12 protein-coding genes are annotated in these 14,540 nt (G+C 72.5%); 9 read left to right on the top strand and 3 right to left on the bottom strand.

All coding sequences use genetic code 11. The annotated features are described in order from the left end of the window. Positions 1–60: 60 nt before the first annotated feature. From AB0K80_RS05490 to AB0K80_RS05475, 4 genes are all read left to right on the top strand, one after another. Entirely contained in the window at positions 61–3,666 is a 3,606-nt protein-coding gene (locus AB0K80_RS05490; RefSeq protein WP_365666090.1) for a UvrD-helicase domain-containing protein, read from the top strand. 4 nt (positions 3,667–3,670) lie between these two features. Continuing rightward, a complete protein-coding gene (locus AB0K80_RS05485; RefSeq protein ID WP_365666088.1) occupies positions 3,671–5,089 on the top strand; it encodes a dipeptidase in 1,419 nt (472 codons plus the stop codon). A gap of 156 nt (positions 5,090–5,245) precedes the next feature. Then, a complete protein-coding gene (nudC, locus tag AB0K80_RS05480; protein WP_365666086.1) occupies positions 5,246–6,190 on the top strand; it encodes an NAD(+) diphosphatase in 945 nt (314 codons plus the stop codon). A 101-nt stretch (positions 6,191–6,291) separates the two neighbouring features. Further along, on the top strand, positions 6,292–6,831 hold the full coding sequence (locus AB0K80_RS05475; RefSeq protein ID WP_365666084.1) for a class I SAM-dependent methyltransferase: 540 nt from the start codon (positions 6,292–6,294) through the stop codon (positions 6,829–6,831). A gap of 41 nt (positions 6,832–6,872) precedes the next feature. On the opposite strand, the gene AB0K80_RS05470 is transcribed toward AB0K80_RS05475, so the two are convergent. Next, a complete protein-coding gene (locus tag AB0K80_RS05470) occupies positions 6,873–7,115 on the bottom strand; it encodes a mycoredoxin (protein ID WP_365666082.1) in 243 nt (80 codons plus the stop codon). 159 nt (positions 7,116–7,274) lie between these two features. Here AB0K80_RS05470 and AB0K80_RS05465 point away from each other — a divergent pair, with 159 nt between their 5' ends. From AB0K80_RS05465 to AB0K80_RS05450, 4 genes are all read left to right on the top strand, one after another. Beyond that, a complete protein-coding gene (locus AB0K80_RS05465; RefSeq protein WP_365666081.1) occupies positions 7,275–9,527 on the top strand; it encodes an ATP-dependent DNA helicase UvrD2 in 2,253 nt (750 codons plus the stop codon). Positions 9,528–9,692: 165 nt separating this feature from the next. Next, positions 9,693–10,016: a hypothetical protein gene (locus tag AB0K80_RS05460; RefSeq protein ID WP_365666079.1), complete on the top strand. Its 324-nt coding sequence runs from the start codon at positions 9,693–9,695 to the stop codon at positions 10,014–10,016. Positions 10,017–10,189: 173 nt separating this feature from the next. Next, a complete protein-coding gene (locus tag AB0K80_RS05455; RefSeq protein ID WP_365666077.1) occupies positions 10,190–10,558 on the top strand; it encodes a WhiB family transcriptional regulator in 369 nt (122 codons plus the stop codon). Continuing rightward, positions 10,555–10,878: a hypothetical protein gene (locus AB0K80_RS05450; RefSeq protein ID WP_365666075.1), complete on the top strand. Its 324-nt coding sequence runs from the start codon at positions 10,555–10,557 to the stop codon at positions 10,876–10,878. Before AB0K80_RS05455 ends, AB0K80_RS05450 begins: the two co-directional genes overlap by 4 nt. Before the next feature lie 174 nt (positions 10,879–11,052). On the opposite strand, the gene AB0K80_RS05445 is transcribed toward AB0K80_RS05450, so the two are convergent. Next, positions 11,053–12,435 (bottom strand): AarF/UbiB family protein, encoded by a 1,383-nt coding sequence (locus AB0K80_RS05445; RefSeq protein WP_365666073.1) that lies wholly within the window; start codon positions 12,433–12,435, stop codon positions 11,053–11,055. Continuing rightward, on the bottom strand, positions 12,428–13,654 hold the full coding sequence (locus AB0K80_RS05440; protein ID WP_365666072.1) for a TOMM precursor leader peptide-binding protein: 1,227 nt from the start codon (positions 13,652–13,654) through the stop codon (positions 12,428–12,430). The genes AB0K80_RS05445 and AB0K80_RS05440 overlap by 8 nt, the downstream gene beginning before the upstream one ends. A 217-nt stretch (positions 13,655–13,871) precedes the next feature. Here AB0K80_RS05440 and AB0K80_RS05435 point away from each other — a divergent pair, with 217 nt between their 5' ends. Further along, positions 13,872–14,459 carry a M48 family metallopeptidase gene (locus AB0K80_RS05435; protein ID WP_365666070.1) on the top strand — a complete coding sequence of 196 codons (588 nt, stop codon included), beginning with the start codon at positions 13,872–13,874 and terminating at the stop codon, positions 14,457–14,459. Positions 14,460–14,540 lie beyond the last annotated feature (81 nt).

Genomic DNA, 14,540 nt, shown 5'->3' with positions numbered 1-14,540 from the left:
CTTGCCGCGCTGAAGTCGGCCGGGCACCGCCTGTCAGTGGCCGCCGCTAGCCTCTCTCAGGTGTCCGCGCGCATCACCGATCCCGAGCAGCTCAAGGAGCTCCTCGGCATCCCCTTCACCCCGGAGCAGACGGCCTGCATCACCGCGCCGCCCGCACCGCAGGTGATCGTGGCCGGAGCCGGATCCGGCAAGACGACGGTGATGGCGGCCCGCGTGGTGTGGCTGGTGGGCACCGGCCACGTCGCCCCGGAACAGGTGCTCGGCCTCACCTTCACCAACAAGGCCGCAGGCGAGCTCGCCGAACGCGTCCGCAAGGCGCTGGTCAAGGCCGGCGTCACCGACCCGGACGTGATCGACCCGGACAACCCGCCGGGCGAGCCGGTGATCTCCACGTACCACGCCTTCGCCGGCCGCCTGCTGACCGACCACGGCCTGCGTATCGGTCTGGAGCCGAGCTCCCGTCTGCTCGCGGACGCCACCCGCTACCAGCTCGCCGCGCGGGTGCTGCGTGAGGCACCAGGGCCGTACCCGGCCCTGACCCGGTCCTTCCCGGACCTGGTCGGCGACCTCCTCGCCCTCGACGCCGAACTCGCCGAGCACCTCGTACGGCCCGAGGAGTTGCGCGCCTGGGACACCGAGCTGCTGCGCACCCTGGAAGGCGTCAAGCTCACCAACGCCGACCTGCGCAAGGTTCCCGAGGCGGCCGCCGCCCGCCGGGAACTGGCCGACCTGGTGATCCGCTACCGGGCCGCCAAACGCGAGCGCGACCTGCTCGACTTCGGCGACCAGATCGCCCTGTCCGCCCAGCTCGCCGCGATCCCGGAGGTGGGCCGCATCCTGCGCGAGGAGTTCCGGGTGGTCCTCCTCGACGAGTACCAGGACACCTCCGTCGCCCAGCGCGTCCTCCTCGCGGGCCTGTTCGGCGGCGGGACCGGCCACCCGGTGACCGCCGTCGGCGACCCCTGCCAGGCCATTTACGGCTGGCGCGGCGCCTCCGTCGCCAACCTCGACGACTTCCCCCGCCACTTTCCGCACGCGGACGGCAGGGCGGCGACCCGTCGCGCGCTCAGCGAGAACCGCCGCAGCGGCGGCCGTCTCCTCGACCTGGCCAACGGCCTCGCCGAGCCCCTGCGCGCACTGCACGCGGGCGTGGAGGCCCTCCGCCCGGCCCCCGGCGCCGAGCACGACGGCATCGTCCGCTGCGCCCTGCTGCGCACCCACGCCGAGGAGATCGACTGGGTCGCCGACTCCATCGCCCACCTCGTACGCACCGGGAAGGCGCCGGGGGAAATCGCCGTGCTGTGCCGTACGGCGACCGACTTCGCCGAGATCCAGGGCGCCCTGGTCGCCCGCGACATCCCCGTCGAGGTGGTCGGCCTCTCCGGACTGCTGCACCTGCCCGAGATCGCCGACCTCGTCGCCGTCTGCGAGGTCCTCCAGGACCCCGGCGCCAACGCCTCCCTGGTGCGGCTGCTCACCGGCCCGCGCTGGCGCATCGGCCCGCGCGACCTCGCCCTGCTGGGGCGGCGCGCCCGGCTGCTCGTGGCGCACGCGCGCGTGGACGGCGACGACGACCCGGACCGCCGGCTCGCCGAGGCAGTCGAGGGCACCGACCCGTCCGAGGTGATCTCGCTCGTCGACGCCCTCGACACGTTCCTGGAGACCCCGCTGGACGGCCACGGGGACGACGACGGGCTGCCCTTCTCGCCGGACGCGCGCGTGCGCTTCGCGCGGCTGGCCACCGAACTGCGCGAGCTGCGCCGCTCGCTGTCCGACCCGCTGATGGACGTGCTGCACCGCGTCCTGGCCGTCACCGGCCTGGAGGTCGAACTGTCGGCGTCGCCGCACGCCCTGGCCGCCCGCCGCCGCGAGACCCTGTCCAACTTCCTGGACATCGCCGCCTCCTTCGCCGCCGGCGACAACGAGGCCACGCTGCTCGCCTTCCTCGCCTTCCTGCGCACCGCCGCCCAGTACGAGAAGGGCCTCGACAACGCCCTCCCCGGCGGCGAGAACACCGTCAAGGTGCTCACCGCGCACAAGTCCAAGGGCCTTGAGTGGGATGTCGTGGCCGTCCCGGGCCTGGTCACCGGCACCTTCCCCAGCACCCAGGGACGCGAGAAGTGGACCGCCCAGGGCAAGGTCCTGCCGCACGCCCTGCGCGGCGACGCCGACACCCTGCCCGACGTGGAGTCCTGGGACTCCCGGGGCCTGAAGGCCTTCCAGGAGGCCATGAAGGACCACCAGCACACCGAGGAACTCCGCCTCGGCTACGTCACCTTCACCCGCCCCCGCTCCCTCCTCCTCGGCTCCGGCCACTGGTGGGGTCCCACCCAGAAGAAGCCGCGCGGCCCCTCCGCCTTCCTCCAGGCCCTGCACGACCACTGCGCCGCCGGGTACGGCGAGATCGAGGTCTGGGCGCAGGAGCCGGAGGAGGACGAGGAGAACCCCGCCCTGCACCGGTCCACCGCCGACCAGGCCTGGCCCCTGCCCCTGGACGAGGCGGCCCTGGCCCGCCGCCGGGCAGCCGCCGCGACCGTCCTGGCCCACCTGGAGGACCTCGCCTCCCACCAGGACGGCCATCCCGCGGCCCTGCACGCCCCGGACACCTACGACGACCCGGACTGGCCCGCGCCCCCGGAGGACGACGAGCCGCCGTACGAGGAGCCGCCGTACGAGGAGCCGCCGTACGAGGAGCCGCCGTACGACGATCCGTACGACGAGCCGCCGTACGGGGAACCCGACCCGTCCGCCCCCGGCGGCTTCGGGACCGACCCCCACTCCGCGAGCGCCCCGGCCGGCCGGAACGCGCGTCCGGCACCCCGCCCCGCCATCCCCCACCAGATCCCGCACGAGGAGGCGGCACCGGAGCCCTCCCGCCCGCACCCCCACCCCACGGGGAACCACCCCTCGGGACAACGCGCGGAACACGAACTCCTCACCCCCGAAGAGGCCCGCCTCGTCGCCTCCTGGGACCGCGACCTCGACGCCCTCACCGGGGAGCTCCTGCGCGCCCGGGACAGTGTCACGGAGGTGCCCCTGCCCGCGTCGCTGACGGCGTCGCAGCTGCTCCGCCTGGCCGCCGACCCCGACGGCTTCGCGCAGGAACTGGCCCGCCCCATGCCGCGCCCGCCGCAGCCCGCGGCGCGTCGCGGCACCCGCTTCCACGCCTGGGTCGAGTCCCGCTTCGAAGCGCTGACCCTTCCCCTGCTCGAACCCGACGACCTGCCCGGCCGCGACGCCGAGATCGCCGACGAACACGACCTGGAGGCCCTGAAGGACGCCTTCGAGCGCACCGCGTACGCACACCGCACGCCCTACCGCGTGGAGGCCCCCTTCCAGCTCGCCCTCGCCGGCCGCGTCGTACGGGGCCGCATCGACGCCGTCTACAAGGAGGGCGACGGGGAGCAGGCGACGTACGAGATCGTCGACTGGAAGACCGGCCGGGGCGGTACGGCCGATCCGCTGCAACTCGCCTTGTACCGCCTGGCTTGGGCCGAGCAGCAGGGCGTGCCCCTGGAGTCGGTCACGGCGGCGTTCCTGTACGTGCGCACCGGTGAGGTCGTACGGCCGGAGGGCCTGCCGGACCGCGCGGCGCTGGAGCGGCTGCTGCTGGGGGAGACGTCCGGTGACGAACCGCACGATCGGGACGTCAGCCCGGGCCGATAGGCTCATGGACATGAGCCAGCCCGTTGACAGTGCCGTCAGCGCCGTCCGTACGTACATAGCGTCGCACCGCGCCGCCTTCCTCGACGACCTCGCCGAGTGGCTGCGCATCCCGTCGGTGTCGGCCCAGCCCGAACACGCCCCCGACGTGCGGCGCAGCGCCGACTGGCTCGCCGCCCGGCTGAAGGAGACCGGCTTCCCGACCGCCGAGGTCTGGCAGACCCCGGGCGCCCCGGCGGTCTTCGCCGAGTGGCCCTGCGCCGACCCCGAAGCACCCACGGTCCTCGTCTACGGCCACCACGACGTGCAGCCCGCCGCCCGGGAGGACGGCTGGGACAGCGACCCCTTCGAGCCCGTCGTCCGGGAGAACCGCCTGTACGCGCGTGGCGCGGCCGACGACAAGGGCCAGGTCTTCTTCCACACCCTCGGCGTCCGCGCCCACCTCGCCGCCACCGGCCGCACCAGCCCGGCCGTGCACCTGAAACTGCTGATCGAGGGCGAGGAGGAGTCGGGCTCCCCGCACTTCAGGGCGCTGGTCGAGGAGCACGCCGACCGGCTCGCCGCCGACGCGGTGATCGTCTCCGACACCGGCATGTGGTCCGAGGACACCCCCACGGTGTGCACCGGCATGCGGGGCCTCGCCGAGTGCGAGATCCGGCTGCATGGTCCCGACCAGGACATCCACTCCGGTTCCTTCGGCGGTGCGGTGCCCAATCCGGCCACGGCCGCCGCCCGCCTGGTCGCCGCCCTGCACGACGAGCACGCGCGCGTGGCGATCCCCGGCTTCTACGACGGCGTCGTGGAACTCACCGACCGCGAACGGGAACTCTTCGCCGAGCTGCCCTTCGACGAGGGACGGTGGCTGCGCACGGCCAGGTCGTACGCCACCCACGGCGAGGCCGGGTACACCACCCTGGAGCGGATCTGGGCCCGTCCCACTGCCGAGGTCAACGGCATCGGGGGCGGCTACCAGGGCCCCGGCAGCAAGACCATCATCCCGTCGTCGGCGACGGTGAAGCTGTCCTTCCGGCTCGTCGCGGGTCAGGATCCCGACCACCTGGAGAAGGCCGTCCGTGCCTGGGCCGAGACACAGGTGCCCGCCGGGATCCGGTGTGAGATCACCTTCGGCGCGGCCACGCGCCCGTGCCTGACGCCGCTGGACCACCCGGCCCTGCAGTCGGTCGTCCGGGCCATGGGGCGTGCCTTCGGACAGCCGGTGCGCTTCACGCGCGAGGGCGGCTCCGGACCGGCCGCGGACCTCCAGGACGTCCTCGGCGCACCAGTGCTCTTCCTCGGCATCTCCGTCCCCTCCGACGGCTGGCACGCCCCGAACGAGAAGGTGGAGCTCGACCTGCTCCTCAAAGGCGTCGAGACGAGCGCCTACCTGTGGGGCGACCTCGCCGAGCACTGGCGCCATGCGCCCTGACCGTCCCACGCCGTCCGGAGCGCCGGCCCGCGCGGGGCACACTGGAAGAACCGCCCCGTACCGCCGAGACCGGCCGGACCCGGTCGGCTCCCGCCGCACGTCCCGCTGAACCGCCCGCCGAAACCGACCGTTCCACCGGGGGAGTTGGAAGCACCCGTGACCACCTGGACCGACCACCACGCCGACCGCCCGATCGCGCTGACCGAGCCGAGCGGCATCGACCGGGCCGCGCACCACCGGCTCGACGAGGCCTGGCTCGCGGCGGCGTGGAGCCACCCCTCCACTCGGTGCTTCGTGGTCTCCGGCGGCCAGGTCCTCATCGACGAGACCCCCGACGGGCGCACCGAACTCGTCATGACCCCCTCCTTCGAGGCCCCCCTGACCGAGGCGCACCGGTACTTCCTCGGCATCGACGAGGACGGCGTCAGCTACTTCGCCCTCCAGAAGGACGCGCTGCCCGGCCGCATGGACGACTCCGCCCGCCCCGCAGGCCTGCGCGAGGCCGGTCTGCTGCTGTCACCCCGCGACGTGGGCCTGATGGCGCACGCGGTCGGCCTGGAGAACTGGCAGCGCACCCACCGCTTCTGCTCCCGCTGCGGCGAGCGCACCGTCATCGCCGCGGCCGGCCACATCCGCCGCTGCCCCGCCTGCGGCGCCGAGCACTACCCGCGCACCGACCCCGCCGTGATCATGGCCGTCACCGACGAGGACGACCGCATCCTGCTGGGCCGGCAGGTCCACTGGCCCGAGGGCCGGTTCTCGACCCTCGCCGGTTTCGTCGAGCCCGGCGAGTCCATCGAACAGTCGGTGCGCCGCGAGGTCCACGAGGAGGCCGGCATCACCGTCGGCCGGGTCGAGTACATCGCCAGCCAGCCCTGGCCCTTCCCGTCCAGCCTCATGCTGGGCTTCATGGCCCGCGCCACCTCGACCGACATCACCGTCGACGGTGACGAGATCCACGAAGCGCGCTGGTTCTCCCGCGACGAACTGCGCGCCGCCTTCGAGTCCGGGGAGGTCCTCCCGCCCTACGGCATCTCGATCGCGGCCCGCCTCATCGAACTCTGGTACGGCAAGCCGCTCCCGACGAGGAGCGTCGCCTGACACCACGTGAGGGCCGGACCGACCCGTACTGGAACCACAACGTCCACTACCACCGGACGGTACTCGCCGCCGTACCGGCCGGCTGCCGCACGGCGCTGGACGTGGGATGCGGTGACGGCCTGCTGGCCCGCAAGCTGGCACCGCTGGCGGACACCGTCACCGGCGTCGACCGTTCACCGGACATGATCCGCCTCGCGCGCCGGGACCAGCCCGCGAACGTCACGTTCCTCGAGGCGGACTACCTCGACGGCACAGTCCTCGGCCGGACACTCCCGAGCGAAGGCGCGTACGACTTCGTCAGCGCGGTCGCCGTCGTCCACCACGCGGGGTTCGAGGAGGCGGTGGACCGCCTCGTACGCCTCCTGGCGCCCGGCGGCCGCCTGGTGATCGTCGGTCTGGCCCGCAACCGCACCCTGCTCGACTGGGTGATCAGCGGATGCGGGGTGCCCGCGAGCAGGCTCGGCGCCCTGCTCCACGGCGGCGAGGGAGGCCCCGTCGGCATGCCGATCGAGGACGCGACCATGTCCTGGGGCGAGGTCCGGCAGGCCGCGCGCCGTCTGCTGCCCGGCTGCCGGTTTCGCCGTCGGCTGCTGTGGCGTTACACCGTTATATGGGACAAACCGCACAAAAGCGGCCCCTGAGGATCCCTCAGGAGCCGCCTCTACGCGCAACCGTGGAGCGCTCAGGCGCCGATCTTCTGCTTCACCTGCGCCAGCGACGGGTTCGTGAGCGTCGTGCCGTCCGGGAAGAGCACGGTCGGCACCGTCTGGTTTCCGCCGTTCGCCTTCTCGACGAACGCGGCCGACTCCGGGTCCTGCTCGATGTTGATCTCGGTGTACGCGATGCCCTCGCGGTCCAGCTGGCTCTTCAGCCGGCGGCAGTAGCCGCACCACGTCGTGCTGTACATCGTCACGGTGCCCGGCATGTCTCTCGTGCTCCTTCGTCGGCTCGGGGAATGGTCCTCGCTGTCATGGAACGTACGGCAGAGGACCACCATTCCCGCCGGGGGTATCCCGGCACGTGACGCCCGCCGCATCAACGTGCCGCATCCGCCGCATCAGCCGCCGCATTCATACGACTGGCGATGCCTCCCTGTGGACAACCGGCTCACCCGTCTCCGGCAACCTGGCAGCATGGCCGTGTGACAGCAGCAACGCACTCCACGCTCTTCCCGCAGGTACCGGACTCGGCCGACGCGGTGCTCGAGGGGCTCGACCCCGAGCAGCGCGAGGTGGCCACCGCCCTGCACGGTCCGGTGTGCGTGCTGGCGGGCGCCGGCACGGGCAAGACCCGGGCGATCACCCACCGCATCGCCTACGGGGTGCGCGCCGGGATCCTCCAGCCCTCCAGCGTGCTGGCCGTCACCTTCACCAACCGCGCCGCCGGGGAGATGCGCGGCCGCCTGCGCCAGCTCGGCACCGTCGGCGTCCAGGCCCGCACCTTCCACTCGGCGGCCCTGCGCCAGCTGCAGTACTTCTGGCCGAAAGCGATCGGCGGCTCCATGCCCCGGCTCGTCGACCGCAAGATCCAGCTCGTCGCCGACGCGGCAGCAGCCTGCCGCCTGCGCCTGGACCGCAACGAGCTCCGGGACGTCACCGCCGAGATCGAGTGGTCCAAGGTCACCCAGACCGTCCCCGCCGACTACGCGCTCGCCGCCGCCAAGGCCGGCCGCGAGGCCCCCCGCGACCCGGCGGAGATCGCCCAGGTGTACTCCGCCTACGAGGACCTCAAGCGGGAGCGCGCCGTCATCGACTTCGAGGACGTGCTGCTGCTGACCGTGGCCATCCTCCAGGACCGCCACGACATCGCCGCACAGGTGCGGGCCCAGTACCAGCACTTCGTCGTCGACGAGTACCAGGACGTCAGCCCTCTCCAGCAGCGCCTGCTGGAACTCTGGCTCGGCGACCGGGACAACCTGTGCGTCGTCGGTGACGCCAGCCAGACGATCTACTCCTTCACCGGAGCCACCCCGGACCACCTGCTCGACTTCCGCGTCCGCCACCCCGGCGCCACCGTCGTCAAACTGGTCCGCGACTACCGCTCCACCCCCCAGATCGTCCATCTCGCCAACGGCCTGCTCGCCCAGGCTCGCGGCCGCGCCGCCGACCACCGCCTCGAGCTGGTCTCCCAGCGCCCCCCGGGTCCCGAACCCGTCTTCACCGAGTACACCGACGAACCCGCCGAGGCCGAAGGCGCCGCCCGCCGCATCCGCGAGCTGATCGACGCCGGCGTCCCGGCCGGTGAGATCGCCGTCCTGTTCCGTACGAACGCGCAGTCCGAGACCTACGAGCAGGCCCTCGCCGACGCCGGGGTCCCCTACCAGCTGCGTGGCGCCGAGCGGTTCTTCGACCGCCCCGAGGTCCGCAAGGCGGGCATCGCCCTGCGTGGCGCGGCCCGCTTCGGCGGCAACGACTCCGCCCTCGACGACGCCGTCGACCTGCCCTCCCAGGTGCGCGCCGTACTGTCGGGTGAGGGCTGGACTCCCCAGCCCCCGGCCGGCTCGGGCGCCGTCAGAGAGCGCTGGGAGTCGCTGGCCGCCCTGGTCAACCTCGCCCAGGACTTCGCCGCCGCCCGGCCCGGCGCCACCCTGGCCGACCTCGTCGCCGAACTCGACGAACGGGCCAACGCCCAGCACGCTCCCACCGTCCAGGGCGTCACCCTCGCCTCCCTGCACTCGGCCAAGGGCCTGGAGTGGGACGTCGTCTTCCTGGTGGGAGTCGCCGAGGGCATGATGCCGATCACCTACGCGCGGACCGACGAGCAGATCGAGGAGGAACGCCGTCTCCTCTACGTAGGTGTCACCCGCGCACGCCAGCGCCTCCATGTGTCCTGGGCGCTCGCCCGCTCGCCCGGCGGCCGCCCGAACCGCCGCCCCAGCCGTTTCCTGGACGGACTCCGCCCCGGCTCGACCTCGGGTGGCGGACACACACCAGCCGGCGCCTCGGGGGGTGTCGAGCGCGGCACCACCGGAATCGGGGCGACCGCCCCGCGACGGACGCAGCGCACTCCGGCTCGCTGCCGGGTCTGCGGGCGCACCCTGACCGACGCGGGCGAGATGAAGCTGATGCGGTGCGAGGACTGCCCCTCCGACATGGACGAGGGCCTCTACGAGAGATTGCGCGAATGGCGCGCCGACCAGGCCCGACGCAGCGGGCAGCCCGCCTTCTGCGTCTTCACCGACAAGACGTTGATGGCGATCGCCGAGGCGGCCCCCGACGACGCGCACGAGCTCGCCCGCATCCCCGGGGTAGGGATGCGCAAGCTCAAGCATTACGGGGCCGATGTGCTGGCCATCTGCGCAGGCCAACCCGTCGACGGGGACGCCGAGGAGAACTGATCCCAACTCGTCGAAAAAATAGTTTGCGCCCGCCCCGGAGATCCCCATAGGTTCTAGGCACGCGAACAGCGGCCTTCTCGAAGGCACTGATTCCGTGTTGTACTTGCATATCCGTCGGACTGGCTCACCCCCAGTCCCCCGAGACGCCGAGAGGAGGCGAGTCCAGTGATCAGCATCAACACCAGCTCCATCAGCACCGTGAAAATGACCGATCGCTCGGCCGTCTCCCTGTGCATGCTCGGCGTTTCGAACCTGGGCACCGGTCTGTCCGGCATTCGTGCCGTGCGTCCGGCGTCCTCCGTTGCTCCCGCGGGTCTTGTGTCCCGTGAGCGCAATGAGCGACCGACCAAGGCACTGGAAGCGGCAGTAGAGGCTCAGGCGCAGGCCTATGCCTTTGCGGCGACCGGTGCCGGATTCCGGAAGCAGACGACGCAGCACCACCAGATGTGGGCCTTCCGTGGGCCAGAACCCTGGAGTGATCCAGCCTGATCGCCGATCAGGCCGGCGCCTTCAGGGCCGCGGAACCCCATCCGGGATCCGCGGCCCTTCTGTTTTCCCTCACGCGGGACACAGACCGAAGGGGCCTCGGGACAAGAAAAGAACCCGGTACCCAGCCGCCCCCCGGCCAACCGGCCGGAACGACCAGACGAGGAAGACGAACCGTGCAACTCGAAGCGCACGCCCCGTCCGTACCGCCTTCCGAAACGATCCCCAAGCCCGGCCCCACGGAGGATGTCGCCTTGACTCCGCTCACCGCGCTCACCGCGCTCGACGACGCCATCGAGAACCTCGGCGTACCCGTCCCCTGCCGCTCCAACGACCCGGAGGTCTTCTTCGCCGAGTCGCCCGCGGACGTGGAGTACGCCAAGGCCCTCTGCCGCACCTGCCCGCTGATCGAGGCCTGCCTCGCCGGCGCCAAGGAGCGGCGTGAGCCCTGGGGCGTCTGGGGTGGCGAGCTGTTCGTCCAGGGTGTCGTCGTCGCCCGGAAGCGGCCGCGTGGCCGCCCGCGCAAGAACCCGGTCACGGCATGAACACCACAGGAACGATCGACCGCCCCCTCACGCACGACCCCCAGAAGCAGGCCCCGATGAAGCCGTCCACCCACGAGCCGGCTGGCTCCGCGACCCAGGATTTCACCACGAACGGCGCGAACGACTCGCGTCAGAACAGGACCCGAGAGATGCAACTCATTCCAGAAGCCATGGCTCGTGCCCATATGCACGAGCGCCTGCGGGAGGCCGAGCGGGAACGCCCGGCCGTGCGCCTGGTGGCCGCCCGCCGGATGCAGCGCCGGGCGGAGCGCGCCTCGCGGCTCGCCCGCAGGGCGCTGGCCATGGCGGTCATGCAGTGACCTTCCGTACGTGAGACGGCCGGCCTCCCGGAAGGGAGGCCGCCTCTCCTCTCGCGGGGGCCGGTCCGTGCCGAACGGACCGGCCCCCGCGGTGCGTTCCGCCCCGGCCAGGTGCCTGCCGGTCCGGGCCCGAGTGGGGGGCGGCCTGTGCCGCGCCTGCCCGGGCCGGGGGCGTCAGGCCTCCGCGGCCGACTCCCCCTCCGCCAGGTCCCCTTCCAGGTGCTCCTCCGGCACAAAGCCCGGCAGCCACTCCTCCAGTTCCTCGCGCAGCCGCACCGTGGCCCCGAGCTGACACAGGACGCCGATCGTGCTGAGCGTCACCCGATGGATCAGGAGGTACGCCGGCGGCAGGTTGAGCTGCTTGCCGAGCTGGTAGGCGGGGGAGCGCGGGTCGGCGATGCGGGCCGCCTGGCTGCGCATCCAGCCGCGGGTGAAGGTGAACGCCTCGACCTGGGCCGGTTCGATGATCGGCAGCAGGTAGTCGAGGACCGCGTCGGGATCCAGCTCTATGGACTCCTTGACGAACCCCTCCGCGCACAGGAGCTCGTAGACGGCCTCGGCCTCCCCGTCGAGGGTCATGCGCAGAGACTCACCGATCTCGGACGGCAGCCCACCCGGCAGACGGTCGACCGTGCCGAAGTCCAGAACGCCCAGCCGCCAGTCGTCCTCACCGCCCGGGCCTGAGGGCAGCAGGCGGAAGTTGCCCGGGTGCGGGTCGGCGTGCAGCAGTCCGGTGCGGGCCGGGCCGGAGAAGAGGAAGCGGGCCAGGAGCTGACCGGCCCGGTCACGCTGCTCCTGCGTGCCCTTGCTGATGATCTCCGACAGCGGGATGCCGTCGATCCACTCGGTGATCAGGACCTGCTCGCTCTGGTGGACCACATGCGGCACCACCACGTCCGGGTCGTCGGTGAACTCCTCGGCGTGGGCCCGCTGGGCCTGGGCCTCCAGGCCGTAGTCCAGCTCCTCCGACACCCGGTCCTTGAGCTCGGCGATCAACGGCTTGACGTCCATGCCGGGGATCAGCGGCCCCAGCAGGCGGGCGAAGCGGCTCAACTGGTTCAGGTCGGACACCAGGGCCTCCCCGGCACCCGGGTACTGCACCTTGACCGCCACCTCACGGCCGTCGTGCCACACCGCCCGGTGCACCTGGCCGATCGAGGCCGCCGCGGCGGGCTTGTCCTCGAACTCCAGGAACAGGTCGTGCCAGTCCGCGCCCAGCCGCTCCTCAAGCACCCCGTGCACGGTACGGGTCGGCATCGGCGGGGCTGCCTCCTGCAGCTTGGTCAGCGCGGCGCGGTACGGGCCGGCGACCTCCTCGGGCAGCGCGGACTCGAACACGGACAGGGCCTGGCCGAACTTCATGGCCCCACCCTTGAGCTCACCGAGCACCTTGAACAGCTGCTCCGCCGTGCGCTGCTGCAACTCGCGGCCGACGATCTCCGCGGACTCGCCGACGATCCGCTTGCCGAGTCCCCAGGTGGCCCGCCCGGCGAAGCCGAGCGGGAGCGCGGCGAGCTTGGCGGTCCTGGTGACCGCCTTGCGGGGAAGATCAGACATGCGCCCTCCAGGTCCCAGCCAGCCGCTCCGCGTCTGCCTCATGACACAACCGCTCCGACGGCCGTTGCACCGCCATTGTCTCGTGTAGCTCCCCGTCCTCGGAGGTGTGTTCCCCCATACCTTTCTCCGTGCCTTTCTGTGCCGCCCCGCAGGGGCATGCCGGGTGCGCCCACACCGGCCGCGCGTGCCAGTGGAGACCCGGGACGGAGACCTCCCAGCGTGCTCCGGCGCTCGACGGCACCTGGCCGTCCAGGAAGGCGAGCGCGTGGGCTGCCGCCAGTCCGGCCACCGTGGTGGCCAGCGCCAGGTCGCACGGCCGCACATGGCGCCGGTTCCCGGAGCGCCATTGGGCGATCAGACGTGGCCAGGTCGGGTCCCGGTCGGTGCGGCTCTCGTCCAGGCACCCGGCGCAGCCCGTCTCGCCCGGCAGGACGAGAGGGCCGACCATACCGGTTCCCTCCACCACTCCGGCATACAGATGAGGTGTGCCGGAGGCCATGAGCGCCTCCGCGCCGGACGGGGGCGGTGCGTGCACGGCGACGTCGTCCCGCGGGGCGAGGACCACCAGGGAGAAACCCGGGTCACCGTCCTCGGGCGGTGTGCCCGGTCCCCGGCGCGGCGGCCGGTCCGGGGCCGCGCGGCGCACGGCGCGGCGGGCCGCCTCGTCCCTGCGGTCGCCGACTGCCTCGGTGGGCAGACCACCCGGCGCCACGTCCCACGGTTCGACGCAGCCGCCGTCGCGCACATCGACCTCGCCGACCCCGGCGCCCGCCAGCAGCGAGGCCACCACGGCGCCCACCCGTCCCGCGCCCCGCACCTGCACCCGCAGGGAGCGACGGGCGGCCAGGACCCTCATCGCGTCCCCCGGCTCGGACGTGGTCAAGGAGAGGGAGGCCAGATCCGGGCGCAGCCGGTCCAGGACGTCCTTCCGCTGCCGCAGGGCCTCGGCGGCCGGACCACCGCCCCGCGCGTCGTCGAGCAGCCCCGCCCGCGCCAGCCCCCGCACCAGCCCGTCGACATGGCCGTCGGGCAGCTCCATGCGGCGTCCCTCCTCGCGCAGCAGCTCCAGCCCGCGTGTGCCGTTGAGCAACTCAAGGAAGCTGCCCGTCGCGGTGTCCATCGGCCCGAGTGTCATCGCGTGCGCCGGAGTCATTCCGAACTGCACGGTGTTCAGGTCGCGCCAGCCGCGCCGGAGCGCGGGCTTCACCATCGGATGCATGACAGGCCCCCGTGTGCCCTCGATCGTCCCCGTTCGCCGGCCGAGCCCGGTCGCGGCTCCGTCGGCGAGTGCCAGCATGCCCGGATCCGGGGCCGCCTGCCGTAAGTTGTCCACAGGCGGGGGAATTCCTCGTATTAATCCGGCGTGCGGCGGGGGGATCGACACCGAAGCGTCCCGGAGCCGGGACTTCCCCGGGTGCAGCGGGTAACGTCGGGGCGTGCCCGCCGACCCACTGCACCGCGCCGGAACGTCACAGCGCAGCGCGACGAGCCAGCCGCCGAGCGGCTCGGGGGCGAGCGCGATCGAGGTCCGCAGGAGCGCCCGCCGACGGCGTACGGTCTCCGCGTACCGCGAGGGCGATCGCACCGTCGTGCTCATCCCCGCCCGCATGTCCAAGGCGGAGGAACAGCGCTGGGTGAGCGTCATGCTCGACAAACTCGCCGCCCAGGAGAGCAGGCGGGCGCTCGGCGGGGACACCGAACTGGCGCAGCGCGCCGAGCGCTTGTCGGCCCAGTACTTCGACGGCCGGGCCCGGCCGGCCTCCGTACGCTGGGTCACCAACCAGAACACCCGCTGGGGTTCGTGCACCCCGTCGGACGGCACCATCCGTCTGTCGCACCGCCTTCAGGGCATGCCCGAGTACGTCGTCGACTACGTCCTCCTCCACGAGTTGGCGCATCTGCTGGTGCCCGGGCACGGACCCCGCTTCTGGCGGCTGCTGGAGGCGTATCCGCGCACCGAGCGGGCCAGGGGCTATCTGGAAGGCGTGGCCGCCGCCGAGCGGGCGAGCGGCCGGGGTGGGTGACCGCTTTCCCCGCACGAGCAGCCGATACGGCCGAGCACGGGTTCTGTACCGGGTGTGTACCGACTTCCTCCGGTGTCGGCG

This window comes from Streptomyces sp. NPDC052682 (assembly GCF_040678435.1).
Classification (GTDB): Bacteria; Actinomycetota; Actinomycetes; order Streptomycetales; family Streptomycetaceae; genus Streptomyces.
Note: the sequence above shows the minus strand (reverse complement) of the source record. Positions and strands in the feature narration are given on the sequence as shown.